This window comes from Curtobacterium sp. USHLN213, assembly GCF_037144815.1.
Lineage (GTDB): Bacteria > Actinomycetota > Actinomycetes > Actinomycetales > Microbacteriaceae > Curtobacterium.
This window is the reverse complement of sequence record NZ_JBBCYQ010000001.1, coordinates 59,897-81,512: the sequence shown is the minus strand read 5'-3', so window position 1 is coordinate 81,512 and position 21,616 is coordinate 59,897. Positions and strand designations below refer to the sequence as shown.

At 72.1% G+C, this 21,616-nt stretch carries 22 protein-coding genes; 9 read left to right on the top strand and 13 right to left on the bottom strand.

The genetic code is table 11. The features are described 5' to 3' along the window. Positions 1–16: 16 nt before the first annotated feature. Entirely contained in the window at positions 17–190 is a 174-nt protein-coding gene (locus tag WFH25_RS00390; protein ID WP_336696479.1) for a hypothetical protein, read from the top strand. Positions 191–231: 41 nt separating this feature from the next. On the opposite strand, the gene WFH25_RS00385 is transcribed toward WFH25_RS00390, so the two are convergent. The 3 genes from WFH25_RS00385 to alr are packed head-to-tail and all read right to left on the bottom strand — an operon-like array spanning position 232 to position 4,497. Then, on the bottom strand, positions 232–2,376 hold the full coding sequence (locus WFH25_RS00385; protein ID WP_336696478.1) for a CapA family protein: 2,145 nt from the start codon (positions 2,374–2,376) through the stop codon (positions 232–234). After that, entirely contained in the window at positions 2,373–3,374 is a 1,002-nt protein-coding gene (locus WFH25_RS00380; protein ID WP_336696477.1) for a D-alanine--D-alanine ligase family protein, read from the bottom strand. The genes WFH25_RS00385 and WFH25_RS00380 overlap by 4 nt, the downstream gene beginning before the upstream one ends. Continuing rightward, entirely contained in the window at positions 3,367–4,497 is a 1,131-nt protein-coding gene (gene alr / locus WFH25_RS00375) for an alanine racemase (RefSeq protein ID WP_336696476.1), read from the bottom strand. The genes WFH25_RS00380 and alr overlap by 8 nt, the downstream gene beginning before the upstream one ends. A gap of 355 nt (positions 4,498–4,852) precedes the next feature. Here alr and WFH25_RS00370 point away from each other — a divergent pair, with 355 nt between their 5' ends. Beyond that, a complete protein-coding gene (locus WFH25_RS00370; RefSeq protein ID WP_336696475.1) occupies positions 4,853–5,446 on the top strand; it encodes a dihydrofolate reductase family protein in 594 nt (197 codons plus the stop codon). Between the two features lie 10 nt (positions 5,447–5,456). Further along, positions 5,457–6,173 (top strand): hypothetical protein, encoded by a 717-nt coding sequence (locus tag WFH25_RS00365; RefSeq protein ID WP_336696474.1) that lies wholly within the window; start codon positions 5,457–5,459, stop codon positions 6,171–6,173. A 33-nt stretch (positions 6,174–6,206) separates the two neighbouring features. On the opposite strand, the gene WFH25_RS00360 is transcribed toward WFH25_RS00365, so the two are convergent. Next, a complete protein-coding gene (locus WFH25_RS00360; RefSeq protein WP_336696473.1) occupies positions 6,207–7,238 on the bottom strand; it encodes an alcohol dehydrogenase catalytic domain-containing protein in 1,032 nt (343 codons plus the stop codon). Positions 7,239–7,334: 96 nt separating this feature from the next. Here WFH25_RS00360 and WFH25_RS00355 point away from each other — a divergent pair, with 96 nt between their 5' ends. Then, positions 7,335–7,775 (top strand): GNAT family N-acetyltransferase, encoded by a 441-nt coding sequence (locus WFH25_RS00355; RefSeq protein ID WP_336696472.1) that lies wholly within the window; start codon positions 7,335–7,337, stop codon positions 7,773–7,775. Positions 7,776–7,964: 189 nt separating this feature from the next. Here the strand turns inward: WFH25_RS00355 and WFH25_RS00350 are convergent, their stop codons facing one another. Beyond that, a complete protein-coding gene (locus tag WFH25_RS00350) occupies positions 7,965–8,645 on the bottom strand; it encodes an SDR family NAD(P)-dependent oxidoreductase (protein WP_336696471.1) in 681 nt (226 codons plus the stop codon). 102 nt (positions 8,646–8,747) lie between these two features. On the opposite strand from WFH25_RS00350, the gene WFH25_RS00345 reads away from it, so the two are divergent. Further along, a complete protein-coding gene (locus WFH25_RS00345; protein ID WP_336696470.1) occupies positions 8,748–9,581 on the top strand; it encodes a helix-turn-helix transcriptional regulator in 834 nt (277 codons plus the stop codon). Here the strand turns inward: WFH25_RS00345 and helR are convergent. From helR to WFH25_RS00330, 3 genes are all read right to left on the bottom strand, one after another. Further along, the gene (gene helR / locus WFH25_RS00340) at positions 9,568–11,697 is read right to left on the bottom strand and encodes an RNA polymerase recycling motor ATPase HelR (protein WP_336696469.1); all 2,130 of its coding nucleotides are present in this window, start codon (positions 11,695–11,697) and stop codon (positions 9,568–9,570) included. The two genes, WFH25_RS00345 and helR, sit on opposite strands and share 14 nt — an antisense overlap. Positions 11,698–11,800: 103 nt before the next feature. Next, positions 11,801–12,316: an AAA family ATPase gene (locus tag WFH25_RS00335; protein ID WP_336696468.1), complete on the bottom strand. Its 516-nt coding sequence runs from the start codon at positions 12,314–12,316 to the stop codon at positions 11,801–11,803. A 37-nt stretch (positions 12,317–12,353) separates the two neighbouring features. Then, entirely contained in the window at positions 12,354–12,887 is a 534-nt protein-coding gene (locus tag WFH25_RS00330) for a hypothetical protein (RefSeq protein ID WP_336696467.1), read from the bottom strand. 161 nt (positions 12,888–13,048) lie between these two features. On the opposite strand from WFH25_RS00330, the gene WFH25_RS00325 reads away from it, so the two are divergent. After that, positions 13,049–13,552 (top strand): GNAT family N-acetyltransferase, encoded by a 504-nt coding sequence (locus WFH25_RS00325; protein WP_071301575.1) that lies wholly within the window; start codon positions 13,049–13,051, stop codon positions 13,550–13,552. On the opposite strand, the gene WFH25_RS00320 is transcribed toward WFH25_RS00325, so the two are convergent. After that, positions 13,539–14,759, bottom strand: a complete 1,221-nt coding sequence (locus tag WFH25_RS00320) for a beta-ketoacyl-[acyl-carrier-protein] synthase family protein (protein WP_336696466.1) — start codon at positions 14,757–14,759, stop codon at positions 13,539–13,541. The two genes, WFH25_RS00325 and WFH25_RS00320, sit on opposite strands and share 14 nt — an antisense overlap. 56 nt (positions 14,760–14,815) lie before the next feature. Between WFH25_RS00320 and WFH25_RS00315 the strand changes: the two genes are divergently transcribed. Beyond that, positions 14,816–15,409: a TetR/AcrR family transcriptional regulator C-terminal domain-containing protein gene (locus tag WFH25_RS00315; protein ID WP_336696465.1), complete on the top strand. Its 594-nt coding sequence runs from the start codon at positions 14,816–14,818 to the stop codon at positions 15,407–15,409. 20 nt (positions 15,410–15,429) lie between these two features. Here WFH25_RS00315 and dhaM read toward each other — a convergent pair whose 3' ends face one another. The 3 genes from dhaM to dhaK are packed head-to-tail and all read right to left on the bottom strand — an operon-like array spanning position 15,430 to position 17,834. Continuing rightward, the gene (gene dhaM, locus WFH25_RS00310) at positions 15,430–16,152 is read right to left on the bottom strand and encodes a dihydroxyacetone kinase phosphoryl donor subunit DhaM (protein ID WP_336696464.1); all 723 of its coding nucleotides are present in this window, start codon (positions 16,150–16,152) and stop codon (positions 15,430–15,432) included. Continuing rightward, positions 16,149–16,775 carry a dihydroxyacetone kinase subunit DhaL gene (gene dhaL / locus WFH25_RS00305; RefSeq protein WP_070418992.1) on the bottom strand — a complete coding sequence of 209 codons (627 nt, stop codon included), beginning with the start codon at positions 16,773–16,775 and terminating at the stop codon, positions 16,149–16,151. The genes dhaM and dhaL overlap by 4 nt, the downstream gene beginning before the upstream one ends. Before the next feature lie 57 nt (positions 16,776–16,832). Continuing rightward, entirely contained in the window at positions 16,833–17,834 is a 1,002-nt protein-coding gene (gene dhaK / locus WFH25_RS00300) for a dihydroxyacetone kinase subunit DhaK (RefSeq protein ID WP_070419595.1), read from the bottom strand. A 312-nt stretch (positions 17,835–18,146) separates the two neighbouring features. Between dhaK and WFH25_RS00295 the strand changes: the two genes are divergently transcribed. Continuing rightward, entirely contained in the window at positions 18,147–18,872 is a 726-nt protein-coding gene (locus WFH25_RS00295; protein WP_336696462.1) for an MIP/aquaporin family protein, read from the top strand. Positions 18,873–18,916: 44 nt separating this feature from the next. Continuing rightward, on the top strand, positions 18,917–20,428 hold the full coding sequence (gene glpK / locus WFH25_RS00290; protein WP_070418990.1) for a glycerol kinase GlpK: 1,512 nt from the start codon (positions 18,917–18,919) through the stop codon (positions 20,426–20,428). 78 nt (positions 20,429–20,506) lie between these two features. Here the strand turns inward: glpK and trpD are convergent, their stop codons facing one another. Beyond that, positions 20,507–21,562 (bottom strand): anthranilate phosphoribosyltransferase, encoded by a 1,056-nt coding sequence (trpD, locus tag WFH25_RS00285; RefSeq protein WP_070418989.1) that lies wholly within the window; start codon positions 21,560–21,562, stop codon positions 20,507–20,509. Positions 21,563–21,616: the final 54 nt, after the last annotated feature.

The following is a 21,616-nucleotide window of genomic DNA, read 5'->3' as shown; positions in this document are numbered from 1 at the left end:
CTGTAGCTTCCGCCACATGAGCTACAGCCAGCCTGACCCTGCCGAGGAGACCACCCACAGCGAGGAGCCGGAGCAGCCGGACACGGACCAGGAGAACCTCGAGGAGCAGGGCGGCGAACACGCCTCGCTCGAGATCGACGCGGACGACGTCCCGACGAGTGGTGCTCCCGACGGAGACTCCCCGGCCTGACCCGACCGCTGGGCAGCGCGAGCCAGCCCGCGGAGGAGACGTCAGCGCGAGGCCCGTTGCACGTGCACGGTTCCGTCCGCGTCGATCGTCGGCGCGGTCCCGGGGAAGTCCCGCTGGCCGAAGTCGTCCACGAGCCTCGACGCCGTACCGTCCGGGTCGGGGCGGGGTCTGCCGTCGGACCGGTCGAACACCACCGATCGGACGGCCCCGCGAGCGAACGAACCGTCGCGCCGGAGTGACAGGTCCAGGTAGGCGCCGTACCGAGTCGCCTGCTCGGCACCGAACACGCCGCCGCCGCCGAAGTTGCCCAAGCTGTAGGCGATCAGTTGGCCCTGGTAGACCTCGATTCCCCGGAGGCTGTGGGGCCCGTGTCCGATCACGAGGTCTGCTCCAGCGTCGATCGCCGCTCGAGCGAAGGCGCGTGGGTCCCCACGGTCCTCGCCGAACATCGTCTCCGGACCGTCGCTGACGCGGTTCGCTTCCGGGCCCTCGGCGCCCATGTGTGCGTGGGCGACGACGATGTAGGCGGTCGCCGCCGCAGCCGTCACGACCTTGCGGACGTGGCGGAGGTCCGTGACCCGGTTGGTCCCGGCGTAGGGCGAGAAGCCGATCGCTGCGACGGTCGTCCCGCCGAAGTCGCCGCACGTGACCTGGTTCCTCGCGCCGACGGTGTCGATGCCGACCGCCGCGAGCGCCGACGCGGTGTTCGCGTAGCCCTCGGCTCCGAAGTCGCTCGTGTGGTTGTTCGCGAGGTTCAGCAGGTCGAACCCGTCGAAGTGTTCGGCCGTCTCCGGGTCGCTCCGGAAGGCGAGGCAGTCGCCCCAGTCGCCGCACTTGTCGTACCCGGTGTCCTCGGTGATGGGTTGCTCGAGGTTCCCCGTCACGATGTCCTGCGTGAACCAGGGGCGGACGGCGTCGAAGTGGCTCGCACCGCCGTCGTCCGGGACCGTGTGTCCGACGTCGTGCAGCAGTACGTCCCCGACGGCACCGATCGACACCTCGCCCGCGCGAACGACGTCCGTTCGCTCGAGGTCTGGTGCGCACCCTGCGATCGCGGTCGCCCGGGTGGCTCCGGTGCTGCACGCCACGAGGAGTGCGACCGCGGCGGTGATGCGCCACGGCACAGCGGTTCCGAGACTGCTGCCACGGACGGCCGCGGCCGGACGATCGCCCGGTCGTCGAGGGAGCTCGAAGAGCCATCGAGCGCCGTCTCGGTCCACCAGGCGCGCCAGCAGGAGGCACCCGGCGACGAGTCCGCTGGTGAGGACGACCGGCTCGAGGACGGCCGCGACGAGTTGCACGCCGACATGGGCCGAGGACAGCCAGCCCGTCACGACGGCGTCGACGACGGCCAACAGGGGCATGTGCAGGAGGTAGATCGGCAGGGTTCGTCGGCCCAGGGCGGCCAAGCCCGGTCCGAGGTGGGGCACCCTGGCGAGGAACGGGCCGGCGGCGAGCACCATCGCCACCCCGAGCACCGAGACGACCGGCCACACGCCGGGCGTCTCCCGTGATCCGGTGAGGAGCATGAGGGCGAACGCGACGGCGTAGGCGGCCGTCAGCCCGATCAGGACCGGTGGTGTCACCCGTTCGATCGCGCCACGGAGACGCGGCCCGAGGTGCGCTCCGAGGAGGAAGAACGTCGCGTTGTAGAGCAGCGAGCCGCGGTTGCTCACGACCTCGACGTACCCTGTCGCCACCAGGACGGAGAGGGTCGCTGCGGCCGCGATGACCACCCACGCGGGCACCCGCCGGAGAGCCTTCGCGACGAGGAAGTACAGCGCGAGCGCGTACAGGTACCAGGTGTTCGGCGGGCTGATCGTGAGCGCCTCGACGAGTTGCCCGAGACTGCGTGGCACGAGCGTGGGGAAGTCCGGGAACGCCCACATCGCGGCCGCGTGGATGAGGGTCCAGAGCAGGTACAGGTACAGGAACCGGACGACTCGCGGACGGACGACCGTGGTCCATGGTCGGTGCAGCGCGTTCGCGGCGTAGACGCCCGACACCAGGAGGAACGCCGGCATGAGGAACGGCCAGATGCCGTTGCCGAGCATGCCCCAAGCGCCCGGTACGGGGAGGCCGATGTGCCAGTCGACCTGCAGCGTGCTCTTCATCACGACGTGCCAGAAGACGACGAGGACGATCAGCAAGCCCTTGACCGCGTCGCCCCAGGTGTCGCGGTTCACGGGCCGACCCTGTGGCTGTGCGAGTCCGTCGCCTGCAGCAGGGCGCGAACGAGCTCGACGTAGTCCAACCCGACCGCCGCGAACATCCGGGGCACCTGCGACTGCTCGGTGAACCCCGGCGCGGTGTTCACCTCGTTCAGCACGACGCCGTCGTCGGTGAGGAAGAAGTCGAACCGCGCGACGCCCGCGCACCCGAGCGTGTCGTAGAGGGTCCGGGCTGCGTGGTCGATCGCTGCCTCGTCGGAGGCAGACAGCGCCGCCGGCACCGTGAACCGTGCGGTCCCGTCGTACTTCTCGGTGCGCCCGAACACGTCTCCGTCGGCGACGCCGATCTCCAGCGTCGCGCCGGTGCGGAGCGTCCCGGCGTCGTCGCGGAACACGGCGATGTCGATCTCGCGCCCGGTGACGAACGCCTCGGCGAGCACGTCGGTGCCTGCAGCCCGGGCATGTGCCACGGCAGCCGCGTACGCGTCGGGCGTCCGGACCGCCGTCACGCCGTTGCTCGACCCACCGGTCGTCGGCTTCACGACGAAGGGCGTCCGGAGGGGCTCCTGGCCGATCTCGTCTCCAGCGCGGATCAGCACACCCGGCGCCGTGCGGACGCCGACGGCTTCGGCGATGGTCTTCGTGACCCACTTGTCCATGCCGAGTGCGCCGGCGCGGACGGGGGAGCCGACCACCGGTACGCCGATCATCGTGAGGAAGCCGGCGACCGCGCCGTCCTCACCGTGGACACCGTGGAGCACCGGGAACGCCGCGCGGCACGACGTCAGCACGGCGACGGCGTCCGCGGGGGACAGCGCGGCACCGTCCGTGTGGCGCCAGCTGCCCGTCCGGTCGATCGTCAGGGGGACCGCGTCGAAGCCGAGGGCCCGGACGGCTCGCGTGACCGCAGCCGCGGATGCGAGCGAGACCTCGTGCTCGTCGTTCGCGCCGCCACCGACGACCGCGATCCGCGTCGGCGCCGTGGCGGTGTGGGAGTCGTGGCGATCAGGCAACGGTGGCCTCCGGGGTGGTGACGGTGCGGTGGACCCGGGCGGCGCGCGTGCCGATGCGGGTGACGATCTCGTGCTCGATGGTGTCGGCCCAGCCCGCCCAGTCGTGGACGGTCGGCTCGCCGTCGAGGCCGCGCCCGAAGAACGTGACGGTCTCGCCGAGCTCCAGCCGGTCGTCGCCGGTGTCCACGACGACCATGTCCATCGAGAACCGGCCGACGAGCGGTCGGCGGCGTCCGCGCACCTGGACCTCGGCCCGCTCGGACGCCGCACGGGGGAGTCCGTCGCCGTAGCCCAGGGGGAGCAGCGCCAGGGTGGTCCGACGGTCGACGACGTGGTCGAGGCCGTAGCCGACGCCGGCTCCGGGGCCGATCACCCGGGAACCGACGACCGGAGCCGTCAGTGAGAGCGTCGGCTGCAGGTCCGTCGAGGTCCGGGAGGGGTCGATCCCGAAGAGCCCCGCGCCGATGCGGTGCAGACCGTGGCGGCCGCCGACCCCGGTGACGGTCGCTGCGGTGGCGGCGAGGTGCGTGACGAAGCCGGACAGTCCGCGACGCCGGGCGGTGCGGACCGCGTTGTCGAAGAGCAGCCGTTCGCGTGTGTTCTGCGGGTCGTCTGGCTGGTCGGCGCAGGACATGTGGCCCATCACCCCGACGACCCGGACCGTGCCGAGCCGCTCGAGCTCGCGTGCGGCGGTGCACAGTGACGGCCAGGATCCGGGGTCGGCACCGTCGCGGGCCATCCCGACGTCGACGTGCAGGTGGACCCGGGCACGGCGTCCGGTCCGGACTGCTGCGCGGCTGACGGCACTGAGCAGCTCGGCGCTCGGGACGGCGATGTCGACGTCGGCGAGCAGCGCACCGTCGAAGTCCGCGTCGACCGGGTTGAGCCAGCTGAGCACCGGCGCGTCCGTCACGGTTGCCCGGACGGCGATCGCTTCGTCGATGGTGGTCACGCCGATCGACGTCGCCCCGGCGGCGAGGACCGACCGGGCGATCGCCCCGTGGCCGAACCCGTCGGCCTTGAGGACGGCCATGACGCCGCCGTCCGTCCGGTCGGCGAACACGGCGGTGTTCGCGCGGACGGCGTCGTCGTGGACGACGAGCTGTGGGCGCGACGGTGTCATGCCTGCCTCCTGGAGATCGCTACCGAACTGATATGCATGATATCGATGGTCACCGACATCACGGAGGAAGTCATCGGTCCTGGGGATGACGTCGCGCGCCGCGCGACCGAAGCGGTCGATGCCGCTTGGATGACGGCCGTCGCTGCTGCACGAGGGACGGGAGGCGCGGCTGGCGTGAGCGGACAAGCTGCGGTGATCCGCGCCTCCTGGCCCCACTCGCTTCGCGCCGATAATGCGTATTATGTCAACTCAGATCCACCCCGCCGTGCTGCGGCCGCGCTCTGGTGGTCGACGCCACTCCCCTCTAGCATCGCCGTCATGAGCGCCGAGCGGTGCTCGGAAGCGGCGGTGCCCGATGCGGAAGCTCGTCCTCAAGATGTCGATGTCCCTCGACGGTTTCGTCGCAGGTGCACGTGCGGAGTCCGACTGGATGTTCCGCGCCGCGAGTCCGGACTCGGCTGAATGGGTGCTCGAGACCGTGTCCGGCGCCGGTGTGCACGCGTTCGGTCGTCGGACGTTCGAGTCCATCGCCGGCTTCTGGGCGAACGCGACGACACCCGTCGCCGGTGCGATGAACACCGTCCCGAAGGTCGTCTTCACCCGCCAGCGTGCGTTCGATCCTGCCACGGTCGAAACGGGTGGGGCCGACTCCCCCGCGGCGGCGACCTGGACCGGTGCCCGGGTGGCGAACGGCGACCTCGTGGCCGAGGTCGACCGGCTGCGGGCCGAGGACGGCGCTGACGTCCTCGCACAGGGCGGAACGGACTTCTGCCGGAGCCTCGTGGCCGCGGGCCTCGTCGACGAGTACCGCCTGGTGGTCCTGCCGGTGGTGCTCGGGACGGGTGACGGGATCTTCTCGGGGCTGCAGGACGAACTCGACCTGACGCTGATCAGTTCGACGGTGTTCGACGGCGGCGCGAAGGCGGACGTGTACCGACCGAAGCGCTAGCGTTCCCGGCATGGGTGCGTACGACGAGCAGATCGGCCGGAACCTCCGACGGGTGCGCCGGGACCTCGTGCACCTGGACCGGTCGACGGTGGCGTTCCGGATGCGGCTCCGCGGTTGGTCATGGGACGAGGACGTCGTCGCGGCCGTCGAGGACGGCGGACGACCGATCCTCCGCGCCGAGGCGTCGGACCTCATGAGCGCGCTGGGCTACTCGACGGCGTTCATCACGATGCGGACCGACGCGGAGTCGGTGGCCGAGATCGCCGATCAGCGGCTCGTGGTCGCCGCTGCCGACCTGCGGGAGGCGGCCGACCACTGGTTCGAGACGGCCGCCAGGTTCGACGCGAACGGGCTCGCGATCCCGACGACCATCGAACGAGTGCTCGTCGAGGGTCGGGTAGCGTTCGCGGATCCGGACGCCGTCCTCGGGACGCCCGCTCCCGCGCCGGAGGACGGCGCGGCGTCGACGACCCTGGCCGAGTGGGAGGACCTGCCCGAGCGGCCCCCGCACCCGCTCGACACGATCGGCGTCGGGGTGCCGTGGACCGACGAGCAGCTCGGCATGCAGTACGGACACGACCTCCGCGAGGCGTCCGACGCCGTGCGGGTCGCCGTGGTCGAGTGGCTGCGTGCCGCGGCAGCACATGCGCCGCACTGGCCGGACGACACCCCGGGGTCGCCCGAGCAGATCGTCGAGGACGTCCGGTCGCTCCGGATCATCGGCTGAGCGCGGTCGCCGGCTGAGGGCGGTCGCCGGCGCTCAGAACACCGCGACCGTCATGCCCGCGGAGGTCGCCGGTCGATCCATCGCGAGGATCGCCTCGGGCAGCTCGTCGAACCCGATCGTCCGACCGATCGACTCGGACGGGCGGAGTCGCCCCGCGACGACGTCGTCGAGCATCGCGGCGTACTCCCCCACCGAGATCCCGTGACTGCCGAGCAGCTCGAGCTCGTCGCCGATGACGCGGCCCATCGGGATCGCCGGCACGGCCTCGACGTCGAGCAGCAGCCCGACCTGGACGTGCCGACCCCGAGGCCGCAGCGCGGCGACCGCGGCGACCGACGTGGCGCGGCTGCCGAAGGCGTCCACGGACACGTGGGCTCCGCCGCCCGTGACGGCTCGGACGGCCTCCCCGACCGCGTCGTCCATCGGCACCGCGACCGCACCGAGGGCTTCCGCACGTGCGAGCGCGGCGGGCGAGACGTCCACCGCGACGACCTTCGCTCCGGCGGCGACCGCGACGATGACGGTCGACAGTCCGACTCCCCCGCAGCCGAAGACGGCCACCCACTCGCCGGCGGCCACCCGTCCCCGGGCGTGCAGTGCGTGGTACGCGGTCCCGAAGCGGCAACCGAGTCCGGCGGCCTCGGCGAACCCGACGGCGTCCGGCAGCGCGACGAGGTTGACGTCCGCGTGCGGGACCACCACGGCCTCGGCGTACGAACCGGGCAGTGTGAAGCCGGGCTGCTGCTGCCGGGTGCACACCTGCGTCGCACCGTCCAGGCACTGCTCGCACTCGCCGCACGCGAAGACGAACGGCGCGGTCACCCGGTCCCCCACGGCGAACCCGCGGACGTCGGGCCCGACGGACGACACCACGCCGGCGAACTCGTGCCCGGGGACGTGCGGCAGGTGCACCGAGTCGTCGTGCCCCTTCCATGCGTGCCAGTCGCTCCGGCAGACCCCGGTCGCGGCGACCCGGACGACCACCCCGTCGATCGGGGCGACCGGGTCCGGGACCTCGACGACCGCGGGGACGGAACCGAACTCGTCGTACTGGACTGCGCGCATCCGGCCATCCTGACAGACGGTGCCCCGCGTGAGCGCCGTCCACAGATCGTGGATCGGCCGTTGCGGCCCGGACGCCGCCGCCGCTTCACTGGCTGTATGAACGGACTGCGCTTCTCCGCCGACCCCGCCGACCTCGACGTCCCCCTTGTCCACCGCTGGCTGAGCGAGGAGTCCTACTGGGCTCGGGGCCGTGACCGTGCCACGCAGGACGCGATCATCGCCGGCTCCCGGAACTTCGGCGTCTACGACGACACCAGCGGTCAGCAGCTCGGGTACGCCCGTGTGATCACCGACGGTGTGACGTTCGGCTGGCTCGCCGACGTCTTCGTCGACCCGGGGGCGCGAGGCCGCGGTGTCGGTGTCGCCCTCGTGCAGGGAGTCACCGAGGCCGTCGAGCCGCTCGGCCTGAAGCGGTTCGCACTCTTCACCGCCGACGCCCACGGCTTGTACGAGCGGTTCGGGTTCCGCCCGCTCCCTGATGCAGCGGGCTGGATGATGCGTCCAGGGCCGGGTTTCGGTGCCGACGTGCACGACTGAACCGGGCGCTCTGCGACCCGGTCACAAGACCGAGCGAGCTCGTCCGTCGGACGCGAGCCGTGCCTCCAGGCCGTCGCGCCCGCGGTGGGGACGCACTTGGTGAGCAGAAGGTGTCGGGTCCGACCGTCCGACCCGACATCTTCTGCTCACGAAGCGGCCGCGGGCGGGCCCCGCCCCGCCCCGCCCCCCTCAGTACGCGACGCGCCCGTCGCGGTCGTGGAACTCCCCCGTGGGGCCGTCCGCGCCGATCGTCGCCAGCGCCACCGTGGCGTCCGTCCCCTCGGTCACGGTCTGGTGCCCGCCGAACCCGTTGAACTCCGTCGCCGTGTACCCGGGGTCGCTCGCGTTCACCCGGAACCCGGGCAGGTTCTTCGCGTACTGCACGGTCAGGGCGATGAGTGCCGCCTTCGACGCCGCGTACGGCACCGCCGGCACCGGGTACTCGTCCCGCCCCGGAGTCGTCAGCCACCGCGGGAAGCCCACACCCGAGGCAACGTTCACGATGACCGGGTTCGCCGACTCCCGCAGCAGCGGCAGCGCCGCCTGCGTCACGCGCACGACGCCGGTCACGTTCGTGTCGAGCACGGCTCCGATCGCAGCGGCGTCGAGGTCGTCGACCCCGAACGACGTCCCGAGGATGCCCGCGTTGTTCACGAGCACGTCGAGTCCGGGCAGTCCGGCGACCGCGCGCTCGACCGAGGACTGGTCGGTGACGTCCAGCTGGACGACGTGCGCGCCGAGGGCACGCGCCTCGTCCCCCGTGGCCGGATCGCGCATGCCGGCGTACACGGTGTGCCCGGCCTCGACGAGGCGACGGACGGTCTCGAGCCCGAGACTGCGGTTGGCTCCGGTGATGAGTGTCGTTGTCATGCGCCAAGCCTCCGCCTCCGTGGCCGGGTCCCCCAGGCACCGCTCGACAGTGGGACCACCAGTACCAGGCAGGCCGGGAGGCGCGGGTCGAGGATGGTGGGCATGAGCGAGTTCGCGAGTGTGCTGCGTTCCTGGCGCGACCGGGTCCGTCCCGAAGCGGTCGGCCTGCCGGCCGGGCCCGGTCGACGGACGCCGGGTCTCCGTCGCGAGGAGCTCGCTGCGCTCGCCGGGGTGAGCGTCGACTACGTCGTCCGCCTCGAGCAGGGACGCGCGACGAACCCGTCGCCGCAGTTGCTCGGCGCACTCGCCACCGCGCTCCGTCTCACCGAGGAGGAACGCGACCACCTCTGCCGCGTCGCAGGGGCCGCGCCGCCGTCGCGCCGGGTCGTCCCCCGGCACGTCACCCCGGGCGTGCAGCGCATCGTCGACCGCCTCGGCGACGTCCCCCTCGCCGTGTTCACCGCCGCGCACGACATCGTCCTGTGGAACGACCTCTGGGCAGCGCTCACCGGTGACCCCTCCCGGTACACGGGCATCGACCGGAACCTCGTGTGGCGACACTTCATGCACGGCCACGACGAGGTCGAGTGGGACGACGAGCACCAGGAGGAGTTCTCCAGCGACCTCGCCGCCGACCTCCGCGCCGCCGTCGGACGGTACCCCGCCGACCGGGACCTCGCCGAGCTCGTGGCACGCCTCCGTCGCGAGTCCCCCGAGTTCGAGCGCCGCTGGGACACCGGACGCGTCGCCGAGCACCGGGCGAGCCGCAAGCGCGTGCACTCCCCCGTCGGCCCGATCGAGATCGACTGCGACGTCCTGAGCGTGCCGGGCGGGGACCTCCGCATCGTCGTCTACACGGCCGTCCCCGGCACCGAGGACGCCGCCAAGCTCGACCTCCTGCGCGTCACCGGCCTGCAGGAACTCACGCCGAGCTGAGCACGACCAGTCGTTGGGTCGCCCGGGTCATCGCCACGTACCGGTCGACCGGGCGCCACCGCTCCGGGTCCACGAGGACGACGAGGTCGAACTCGAGACCCTTCGTCGCCTCCGGGGAGAGGGAACGGATCCGGTCCGTCCCCGCGTACCCGGCGTCGCCGACCACGCACGCGATCCCGTCGGCGCTCGCCGCGGCCCACGCGTCCAGGACCACGTCCCGCTCGTCGGCGGACCCGTACTGCACCGGCACGCCGGAGTCGCGGATCGAGGTCGGCACGTTCGCCTCCGGCACGGCTGCGCGGATGACGGGTTCGGCGACCGCCATCACCTCGGACGGCGTGCGGTAGTTGATCCGGAGGCGCGCGGTCCGGACGTCCCGGAGCCCGATCCGGGCGAGCCGGTCCTCCCACGACTCGGCGAACGGCTCCCGTGCCTGGGTCCGGTCCCCCACGACCGTGAGGCTCCGGCCCGGGCACCGCCGCAGCAGCATCAGCCACTCCGCGTCCGTGAGCTCCTGGGCCTCGTCGACGACGACGTGCGCGAACGGTCCCGCCAGGGCATCGACGTCCGGCGCCGCCGTCACCGCGTCGTCGTCGAGGCTGTTCCGCGCGTCCGCACCGCGCAGCATGCTCATGAGCTGCAGCTCGGAGTCGTCGTTCGCGACGAGGTCCTCGATCACCCGGTCCATCCGCTCGCGTTCGGCGGCCCTGGCGGCCGCAGCACGACGCTCCCGGGCCGGAGCGGCCGGGTCACCGATCCGCCGACGGGCGGCGTCGAGCACGGGCAGGTCGGGCCGGGTCCACGCGCGGGCGTCCGGGCGGTGCAGGCGTGCGCGGTCGGCTGCGGTGAGGTCGGGCGCGCACCGCGCCAGGTGCTCGGGCACCGCGAGGAGGTCCGCGACGACACCGTCCGGGTCGAGCACGGGCCACGACCGGCGGAACGTGTCACGCAGGACGTCGCTGTCGTCCACGGAGGCGCGGATCGCCCTGGGTGGGGCCGCTCCCGCCAGACGGTTGGTCACGATCTCGAGCAGCGCCTCCCAGACGTCGGAGCGTGCGGCGTTGTGCGGGTCGCCCGGGTCCGCCGCGTCGAACGCGTCGGCCCAGTCGTCGGGCGTGATCGGCACGTCCGCCCAGTCCGTCTCGACGACGACCGTCCGCTCCGGCGGCTGCTCGTACCCGCGGACCGCACGCTCGACCGCCCGGGTCAGCGCCGTACCCGCCTTGATCGCCGCGACGTCCGCATCGGGCTCGTCGGGGACGTCGGCGCCCTCGGGCACCAGGTCCGTCACGGTCGCGAGCTGCACCCCGTCCTCGCCGAGTGCCGGCAGCACGTCCCCGACGTAGTCGAGGTGCCCGTGCGTCGGCCCGACGAACAGCACACCGCCGTGCCGCGGCGACACGCGAGGGTCGGCGTAGAGCAGGTACGCCGCCCGGTGCAGCGCGACGACGGTCTTGCCGGTCCCCGGGCCGCCGTCCACCACGAGTGCTCCGGCGGAGTCCGCGCGGATCACGGCGTCCTGGTCGGACTGGATCGTCCCGAGCACGTCCCGCATCCGCGGGCTGCGGCTGGTGCCGAGACTCGCGACGAACGCCGACTGGTCGTCCAGGGCCGCGGTGTGCAGCAGGCCCTCGTCGGTGAATGCCTCGTCCCAGTAGTCCACGATCCGACCGTGCTGCCAGCGGTAGCGTCGCCGGCTCACCAGGCCACGAGGATCGCCGTGCGACGCCGCGAAGAACGGTTCCGCGGTCGCGGAGCGCCAGTCGACCAGCAGCCGCTCGAGGTCCGCGTCGGTGAGCCCCGAGCGGCCGACGTAGACCGGCTCTGGGCGGTCGGCGAACACCATCCTCCCGATGCACAGGTCGAGGCCGTACCGCCGGAGAGCCGTGAGCTCGCGGGTGACCCGGCGCACCTCGGCATCCCGCTCCACCGTGTACTCCCCACCGCCCGCTCGGGTCCGGCGGAGCTCGTCGAGGCGTCGGGTGAGCGTCGTGGTCGAGGCGTCGAGGGTGGCGGCGATCGCGGCGAAGTGCCGCTCGTCGTCGGCGATCAGGGCCGGATCGGCCTTGTCGGCGAGGCGTTCGGGGAGGTCGAAGACGGGGTACGGCGTTGACACGAGGGTCGATTGTGGGGCACGACGGGGGTCTTGCGGCAAGCCCCCGGTCCGGCCGTATCCTGGTCATGGCGGGAGGGGTCCGCCGTCTCGCGGCCGCCTTCCGCTACCGCGACCTGATCGCGTCGACGACGGCAGCGACCGTCGACGCGTCTGCCGTACGAGCACCGTCGACGATCACCGGCTCTTCCGTCTCGGGCGGTTCGAAGCTCGCGGCGTGCTCGGCGAGCACGGCGTCGGTGACGTCGGGTCGTGTGGGCTCGGTCCGGTTCGCGAGGACGCGTCGCCGTTGCAGCTCCGGGGCGATCCGCACCCAGACGAGGGCGAACGGTGCCCCGGCGGCGGCCGCGGTGGCACGCCAGGCATCTCGGACGAATCGCGGAGAGCCCGTGTCGTCCACGATCACGTCGCGGCCGGACACGAGCGATTCGTTCGCCCGCTCGTGCGCGATGGCGTTCGTCGTGGCCCACTCCTCCGGGGGGATGCCCTGGCCGCCGTCGAGGCCGCGCTCCTCGTTGATCCGGTCGAGGCCCAGCAGAACTCCGTCCAGCGCGTCGGACAACCGGACCGCCAGCGTGCTCTTGCCCGAGAACGAGAGACCGCACATCAGCACCAGCGCCATGCGTGGACCCTACCGAGCCCGGGTGGAGCACTCCACCTCACCGCACGCCGTGGGGCGGTGGGTTCACCTCGTCCTCGGGACGGCCGCTCCTCCCCGCCGCCATCGGGAATGCGGTGATCACCACGCCGACGACGAGCGCGACCACCGTGCCGAGCGCGATCGCTCCCGTCGACCCGGCGCCGTAGTTCGACCACGGCAGCCCGAGCGCCCACTGCGCGGCGGGGCCGATCACCAGAAGCGCGCCAGCCGGTCCCTCGACGACGACCAGCGAGCGCGCACCCGCCCAGGCCGGGTGGAGCAGCACGAGGACCCCGGCCAACGCCGCGACCGCGAGTGCCCCGTAGATCCACGAGCTTCCGGACAACCGCCAGCCGTCGGGTGCCAGCCAGTCCTGCACCCCACGCACGGTCCGGTCCAAGGCATGCTGGTCGGAACCGCCACGGCTCGCGACGATCGGCAGCGGCCAACCGATCAGGGCGAGGACGCCGGTGATCGCGCTCACGATGCCGAGCACCACCATCCAGAACCGCGGGCCGACGGCGGGCTCGACGTCGAAGTCCGGGATGCTCACGCCCGCGACGCTACCGGGTGTGTAAACGGTGGGTAGCGTGGTGGCCATGGACTGCTTCGCGAGCTGGCGCACCCGCCACTGAAGGAGACGGCCTCGCCGTCACGTACCGCCACACCGAGCACGGTGTGGCGCCTTCAGACTGCTCAGAGAAGAGGCACACCATGCACATCCGCGCCTGCACGCCCGACGATCTGCCCGCGCTCACCGAGCTGACGATCGAGACGTTCCGCCCGCTCCTCGCCGGCGACCTGGTCCGACTGCGCCCGGAGGTCACGGCACACGACCACGCGCACTGGGAGGACGACTACCGGCACGAGGTACCCGCGCTGCTCGACCCTGCCCAAGACCGGTTCATCACGCTGGCGGAGGACGACGACGGGCCACTCGGGTACGTCGGGTGGCACGTCACGAACGGCGCGTCCGGCCGGCTGGAGATGGTCGCCGTCCACCCGCGTGCCCGACGACGAGGAGTCGCACGGGCACTGTGCACGACCGTCCTCCGCTCACTCGGCGACCGCGGGGTCGAGGTGGTGCACATCGGCACGGGCGGGGACGCCTTCCACGCCCCGGCGCGAGCACTCTACGAGTCACTCGGCTTCACGCCGTACCCCACGGTCGACTACGCCCGCACCCTGCCGACCGGGCGCCCGGTCACGCCGCGGTGAACACCAGCGACGCGTTCTGCCCACCGAAGCCGAACGAGTTGTTCAGCGCCGTCCGGATCGGCACCTCCCGCGCGGACCCGGCGACCACGTCGAGCTCGACCGCCGGGTCGAGGTGCTCCAGGTTCAGCGTCGCCGGCACGAGCCCGGTCTCGATCGCCCGCACGGCCAGGATCGACTCGACGGCCCCGGCTGCCCCGAACATGTGCCCGATGGCCCCCTTCGGCGCGGTCACGACGGCCCCGGTGCCGACGGCGCGAGCGATCGCAGCGGCTTCGCCGACGTCCCCGACGGGCGTGCTGGTCGCGTGCGCGTTGACGTGGTCGATGTCGTCGCCAGCCAACCCGGCCATCCGGATCGCCGCGGTCATCGCCCGCTCCTGCTCGGACCCGTCCGCCAGGGGCGCGGTGATGTGGAACGCGTCCGAGGTGATGCCCCATCCGGCGAGGGTCCCGTGCGAACGCTGGGTGCGGGCAGCGGCGTGGTCGGCCCGCTCGAGCACGACGAACCCGGCACCCTCGCCGAGCACGAACCCGCGGCGGGACGCGTCGAACGGGCGGGAGAGCGTCGTCGGGTCGTCGTCGCCGGGCTTCGCGAGGGCCTGCGACTGCGCGAAGGACGCCATGGTCACCGGCGTCACGGCCGCCTCGGTGCCACCGGCGATGACGACGTCGGCCTCCCCCGTGACGATCAACCGCGCGGCCGTCGCGATCGCCTCGGCCCCGGAGGCGCAGGCGGACACGGTCGTGTACGCCCCGGCCCGTGCACCGAACGCGATGCTGATCTGCGCCGCCGCGGCGTTCGCCATGAGCATCGGGACGGTGCGGGGTGACACGCGACGGGCGCCAGCGGTGCCGAGCACGTCGTGGGCGTCGAGGAGTGTCTCCACTCCCCCGATCCCGGTGCCGACGACGACGGCGAGCCGGTCCCCCTCGACCGTCGGGGCGCCGGCGTCCGCCCAGGCCTCCTCCGCCGCGACGAGCGCGAGCTGCTGGCTGCGGTCGAGCCGGTTCGCCCGGACCCGCCCGAGTGCTCCGTCCGCGTCGAGTGCGGCGGCGGCGCCGACACGGATCGGGACCTGGTCCCAGTGCGTGCCGGTCCGGTCGAGGTCGTGCACGCCGGAGCGGCCGGCGACCAGGGCGTCCCAGAGCGTGTCGACGCCGTGGCCGAACGGCGAGACCGCTCCGTAGCCGGTGATGGAGATGTGCACGGGAGGCTCCTTCTTGTACGTTGAACAAGTTGAGTTGTACCACGTACAATTCCGGCATGGCAACCACGAGCGACGCCCCGGGCACCCCGCGCGGGGCAGCGACCCGGGCGCGGATCCTCGCCGCGACCGCCGGCTTGCTCAGCGGGACCGGCGGCCCGGCCGAACACCGGACGGTGACCGTGAGCGAGATCGCCCGGGCCGCGGGCGTGTACCCGAACCAGATCACGCACCACTACGGATCGAAGGACCGGCTGGTGCTCGACGCCGCCTTCGCGCTGTTCCTGCGCGACACGACCCGGTTGCAGGCAGCCGGGCGTCGCGCCACGAGCGCGGAGGCGTTCCGGCAGGTCCTCGCCCGTACCGCCCTCGCGATGCCGTCGACGCCGCTCGTCGTGCGGGCCCTCGCGAGCGCGGGCGACGACGCCGCGCAACGCGACCGTGTGCGACTGCTCCTGCAGGTGCTGTTCCGGCAGTCGGAGCGCTACCTCGAGCGCGTCGTCACCGAACACGGCTGGACGAGCCGGAGCGGCGTCGGACGCGACGCGCGGACGTTCTGGAGCGCGGTGTTCGGCGCCACGCTGCTCGCCGACGCCGGGGTCACCGGCGGACCGTCCGACCTCGACCTCGCCGGCACCGTCTCGATCACCTGACCCGCAGGAGGAGCAGCGCCCTACTCGCCGAAGCCGGACCGCACGAGGGCCACGAGCGCGTCGACCGCGTCCTGCGCGTCGGCTCCGGTCCCCTCGATGGTCACCGACGCCCCCCTGGGCAGTGCGAGCGCCATGATCGCGAGCAGGCTCTTCGCGTCCACCCCGTTGACCCGGACCTCGGCGTCGAACCTGGCGGCCGTCTTCACGAACTCCGCGGCGGGCCGGGCGTGCAGGCCGCTCTCGTTCACGAGTTCCACCGTCTCGGACGCGGCCACGTCGTCGACGGTGCCGGTCCCGGAGACCGGCACCGCGCCTCCTGGGCCGTCGCCGGACGGACTGGAGGCGCCACTCGCGTCCGCCCCGGAGCCTGCGGCAGACGCGGCAGCGGCCAGGACCGCGTCGACGTCGCCACCGGTCTGTGCGGAGACGGCCGCGGCGACCGCGCCCTCGACCAGCGGGGCCTGCGAGACGTGCACGCGCGCCCGGACGTCGTCGTCGAGGAAGTCGAGCGCCGTGTCGGTGGTCAGGTAGGCGGAGCCGAGGTCGCACAGGACGACCACTGCCTCGGCGTCGCCGAGTTCCTCGATGCCGGCCGTGATGGCCTCGAACGAGGTGCCGATGCCGCCGTCGTCGGTACCACCGGCGGCCACGAGCGGGACGTCCGCCGCCATCTGCCGGGCGAGCTCGACGGTGCCGGTCGCGATCGCCGCGCTGTGCGAGACGATCAGGATCCCGACGGTCACGCGGCGTCCACGGCCGCGCGGAGGATGTACACGGTGGACTGCGCGCCCGGGTCGCGGTGCCCGACGGCACGTTCGCCGAGGTAGCTCGCGCGGCCCTTGTGGGCGACCAGCGGGTCGGTCGACTCCGCGCCGGTGACGGCCGCGTCGGCGGCGGCGGCGAGCACCTGCTCGGGGCTGTCCCCGGCGGCGGCCGCGGCGCCGGCGGCGTCGACCGCGGGCGACCAGGCGTCGACCATGGTCTTGTCGCCGACGGCCGCCTTGCCCCGGGACACGATGCCGTCACGGGCAGCGGTCAGCACCTGGACGAGCGTGTCGGCGTCGAGCTCCGCGGCGTCCCCGGCGGCCTGTGCAGCCTTGAGGTACGCGGTCCCGAACAGCGGACCCGCGGCACCGCCGACCGTCGAGATGAGCTTCGTCGCGACGACCTTGAGCACGGCTCCGGGGGTGTCGAACGAACCAGCGTCCACGGCCTCGAGCACGGCACGGAAGCCGCGGTCGAGGTTCTCACCGTGGTCGCCGTCGCCGATCTCCCGGTCGAGCGTGACGAGCTCGGCCCGGTGCTCGTCGATCGTCGCGGCGGTGCGTCGGACCCAGTCGATGGCCCATGCGGTGTCGAGCGCCAATTCGTGTTCCTTCCTGCGTCCGGCTCCGTTCACGGGCCGGGTCGTGGTGCGGTGGGTTCAGCGTCCCCAGCGCAGTGCCGGGGTCTCCACCGGTGCGTCCCAGAGGGCGGTGAGTTCGTCGTCGAGCACCGTGACGGTGAGCGAGAACCCCTGCATCTCGAGGGATGTCACGTAGTCGCCGACCAGGCTACGCGTGACGTCGAACCCGCGGTCGGTGAGGACCTCGGCGGCGCGTCGGTAGGCGATGTAGAGCTCGGAGAGGGGCGTGCCGCCCATGCCGTTCACGAGGAGCAGGAGCTTCGACCCGGCGGGAGCGGCGAGGTCGGTGAGGATCGGTTCGAGCACGCGGTCCACGAGCTCGTCGGCCGGGGCCATCGGGATGCGTTCGCGGCCGGGCTCGCCGTGGATGCCGATGCCGAGCTCGACCTCGTCGTCGGCGAGGGTGAACGACGGCTCGCCGGCGTGCGGGACGGTGCCGGAGGCGAGTGCGAGCCCCATCGAGCGCGTGACGTCGTTCACGTGCCGGGCGACGGCGGCGACGGCGTCGAGGTCGTCCCCTCGCTCGGCTGCGGCGCCCGCGCACTTCTCGACGACGACGGTGCCGGCGACCCCGCGTCGGCCGGCCGTGTAGAGCGAGTCCTGCACGGCGACGTCGTCGTCGACCACTACGGACTCGACCCGGACGTCGTCCATGCCGGCGAGTTCGGCGGCGGTCTCGAAGTTGAGGACGTCGCCGGTGTAGTTCTTGACGATGTGGAGCACGCCGGCTCCCCCGTCGACGGCCTTCGTCGCGGCGACGATCGGGTCCGGTGTGGGACTCGTGAACACCGGCCCCGGCACCGCGGCGTCGAGCATGCCGTACCCGACGAACCCGGCGTGCAGCGGCTCGTGTCCGCTGCCCCCGCCGCTGACGATCCCGACCTTGCCGGACACCGGGGCGTCCGCGCGGTGGATGTGGATCGGGTCCTCGACCAGCACGACGTGGCCGGCGTGGGCACGGGCGAACCCGCGCACGGTCTCGTCGACCACGGCCTGCGGATCGTTGATGAGCTTCTTCATGCTGACCTCCACGGAGTGCGGGCGATCGCGAGGCAGCACCGCCGTCGTCGACCGGAGTGCCCTCAATGTACATCGCCGCCCCGGGCGAGCGTTCCCCCGGTGTGCACGTTCGTGCACCGACCCGGGGGCGGCCCACCGGCCTCGGATGCGCGGGCGCACACCGTGCATGCACGTTCGTGCACAATCGCGCACTTCCCTCACGAATGCATCGCCATCCGCCGATGCCCGTCAGTATGCTCGGCCCCAATCACTCAACGGGGAGTGCCGGCGCTGTACCACCGGACCCCCACCCTCACGCACTGGAGGTCACCGATGGACGGCATCGGCGTCAATTTCCTCTCCGAGCTCGTCGGCACGGCGATGCTCATCATCCTGGGTGGCGGCGTCGTCGCCGCTGTCTCGCTGACGAAGTCCAAGGGCTTCGGAGCCGGCTTCCTCATGGTGACGATCGGCTGGGGCTTCGCGGTCTTCGCCGGTGTCACCGTGTCGTACAGCTCCGGAGGCCAGCTCAACCCGGCGGTGAGCCTCGCGCTCGCCATCCTCGGCAAGATCACCGTCGGTGAGATGTTCCTCTACTGGCTCGCCCAGCTGATCGGTGCGATCATCGGTGCGGTCATCGTCTGGCTGGCCTACAAGCAGCACTTCGACGAGGAACCCGACGCGGCTGCGAAGCTCGGCGTCTTCTCCACCGGTCCGGCGATCCGCTCGTACGGCTGGAACGTCGTCACCGAGATCATCGGCACCTTCGTGCTCGTCTTCGTCGTGCTCGCCTTCACCAACGGCAAGACCCCGGCGGAGCTCGGCGCCGTCCCGGTCGCCTTCCTCGTGATCGCGATCGGCGTCAGCCTCGGTGGCCCGACGGGCTACGCCATCAACCCGGCACGTGACCTCGGTCCGCGCATCGCGCACGCCTTCCTGCCGATCAAGGGCAAGGGCTCGAGCGACTGGGCCTACGCCTGGGTGCCCGTCGTCGGCCCCCTCGTCGGTGGCGCCCTCGCGGCCGGCCTCTCCACCTTCCTGCTGCCGATCGTTTCTTGATCGTCTGCACCACACCCACCCGAGCACCAGCGTAAGGAGCACCAATGGCCGACTACATCGTCGCCATCGACCAGGGCACGACCTCCACCCGAGCGATCGTCTTCGACCACTCCGGCTCGATCGTGTCCGTCGGACAGAAGGAGCACGAGCAGATCTTCCCGCGTGCCGGGTGGGTCGAGCACGACCCGTCGGAGATCTGGGACAACACCCGTGAGGTCATCGGCCAGGCCCTGTCCCGTGCCGACATCACCCGCCACGACGTCGCGGCGGTCGGCATCACCAACCAGCGCGAGACCGCGGTGGTCTGGGACAAGAACACCGGCAAGCCGGTCTACAACGCGATCGTCTGGCAGGACACCCGCACGCAGTCGATCGTCGACAAGCTCGCCGACGGCGACACCGACCGCTACAAGTCGGTCGTCGGTCTGCCGCTGGCGACGTACTTCGCCGGTACCAAGATCGTCTGGATCCTCGAGAACGTCGAGGGTGCGCGCGAGAAGGCCGAGGCGGGCGACCTGCTCTTCGGCACCACCGACACCTGGGTCCTCTGGAACCTGACCGGTGGCGTCGACGGCGGCGTCCACAAGACCGACGTCACGAACGCGTCCCGCACGCTCTTCATGGACCTCGAGACGCTCGAGTGGCGCGACGACATCCTCGCCGACTTCGGTGTGCCGAAGTCGATGCTCCCCGAGATCGTCAGCTCCTCCGAGGTCTACGGCCACGTCGAGTCCTCGAACCTCCTGCGCGAGGTCCCGATCGCCGGCATCCTCGGCGACCAGCAGGCCGCGACGTTCGGCCAGGCGGCGTTCGACCAGGGCGAGTCGAAGAACACCTACGGCACGGGCAACTTCCTCATCTTCAACACGGGCACGGAGATCGTCCGCTCGGAGAACGGGCTGCTCACGACCGTCGGCTACAAGCTCGGCGACCAGGAGACGCACTACGCGCTCGAGGGGTCGATCGCCGTCACGGGCTCGCTCATCCAGTGGCTCCGCGACAACCTCGGCCTGATCGGCAGCGCCCCGGAGGTCGAGGCCCTCGCCAAGACCGTCGAGGACAACGGCGGCGTCTACTTCGTCCCGGCGTTCTCGGGGCTCTTCGCGCCGTACTGGCGTCCGGATGCCCGCGGTGCGATCGTCGGCCTCACCCGCTACGTGAACAAGGGCCACATCGCTCGTGCCGCCCTCGAGGCGACGGCGCTGCAGACCCGCGAGGTCCTCGACGCCGTCAACGCGGACTCCGGTGTGGACCTCACCGAGCTCAAGGTCGACGGCGGCATGACCGCCAACGACGCGCTCATGCAGTTCCAGGCGGACATCCTGAACGTGCCGGTGGTCCGTCCGGTCGTCGCGGAGACGACGGCGCTCGGCGCGGCCTACGCGGCCGGGCTCGCGGTCGGGTTCTGGGCGAACCTCGACGAGCTCCGTGCCAACTGGCAGGAGGACAAGCGCTGGGAGCCGCAGCTCGACGAAGCCGAGCGCGAGCGCACCCTGCGCCTCTGGAAGAAGGCCGTCACGAAGACGTTCGACTGGGTCGACGAGGACGTCCAGTAGTCCTGTCCTGAGGTGACTGCCTGGAGGCGCGGGGGCGGGGCCCCCCCCCCGCCCCCCTCCGCTGTGTTGCGTCTGCGCTCACGCGACGGGGGTCGCGCCCACCCAGTCGGCCAGCTTGCGCGCGGCGGCGCCCGAGTCGATCGCGTCGGCCGCGACGACCAGCTGCTCGCGGAAGCGCTGCAGGATCGGGCGGTCGACCTCGGCCGGGTCCTCCGCCAGGCGGAAGGACACCAGGCCGGCGGCGGCGTTGAGCAGGACGATGTCGCGCACCGGACCGGTCTCCCCCGCGAGGACGCGGTGCACCACGGCGGCGTTGTGCTCCGGGTCGCCGCCGAGCAGGTCCTCGATCCGGGCCCGGGCGATCCCGAGGTCGCGCGGGTCGAGGTCGTGCTCGGTGACGCGGCCGCCGGTGACCTCCCAGATGTGGCTGTGCCCGGTCGTCGTGAGCTCGTCGAGGCCGTCGTCGCCGCGGAACACGAGTGCGGTCGCCCCGCGGGTCTGGAACACGCCCGTGATGATCGGGACGAGCTCGAGCTGCGCCACGCCCACGGCGTTCGCCTCGCACCGTGCGGGGTTGACGAGCGGACCGAGGAAGTTGAACACCGTCGGGACGCCGATCTCGCGGCGGACGGGTCCGGCGTGCGCGAACCCGGGGTGGAAGGCGCTCGCGAACGCGAAGGTCAGTCCGACACGCCGGAACGTGTCCGCGACACGCGCGGCGTCCATCGTCAGGTCGAGTCCGAGTGCGGCGAGGACGTCGCTCGACCCGGACTTCGAGGAGCTCGCCTTGTTGCCGTGCTTCACGACGGGGACACCCGCGGCGGCGATCACGATCGCGCTCATCGTCGAGACGTTCACCGTGCCGACGACGTCGCCGCCGGTGCCCACGATGTCGAGCGCCATCGGGTCGACGTCGAGCGGGACGGCCGCGTCGAGGATCGCGTCGCGGAAACCGACGACCTCGTCGACGGTCTCGCCCTTGGCGCGGAGGGCCACGACGAAGGCGGCGATCTGCGCCGGGGTGGCCCGACCTGCCACGATCTCCTGCATGGCCCATGTGGACTGGCTGATCGTCAGGTCTTCGCGCGCCATGAGCGCGCTGATCACGGCAGGCCAGGTGAGAGCGTCGAGCATGCTCTGATCGTAGTGAATTCGAGAGACCCGCCAGTTGGCTGCGAAAACACTGTC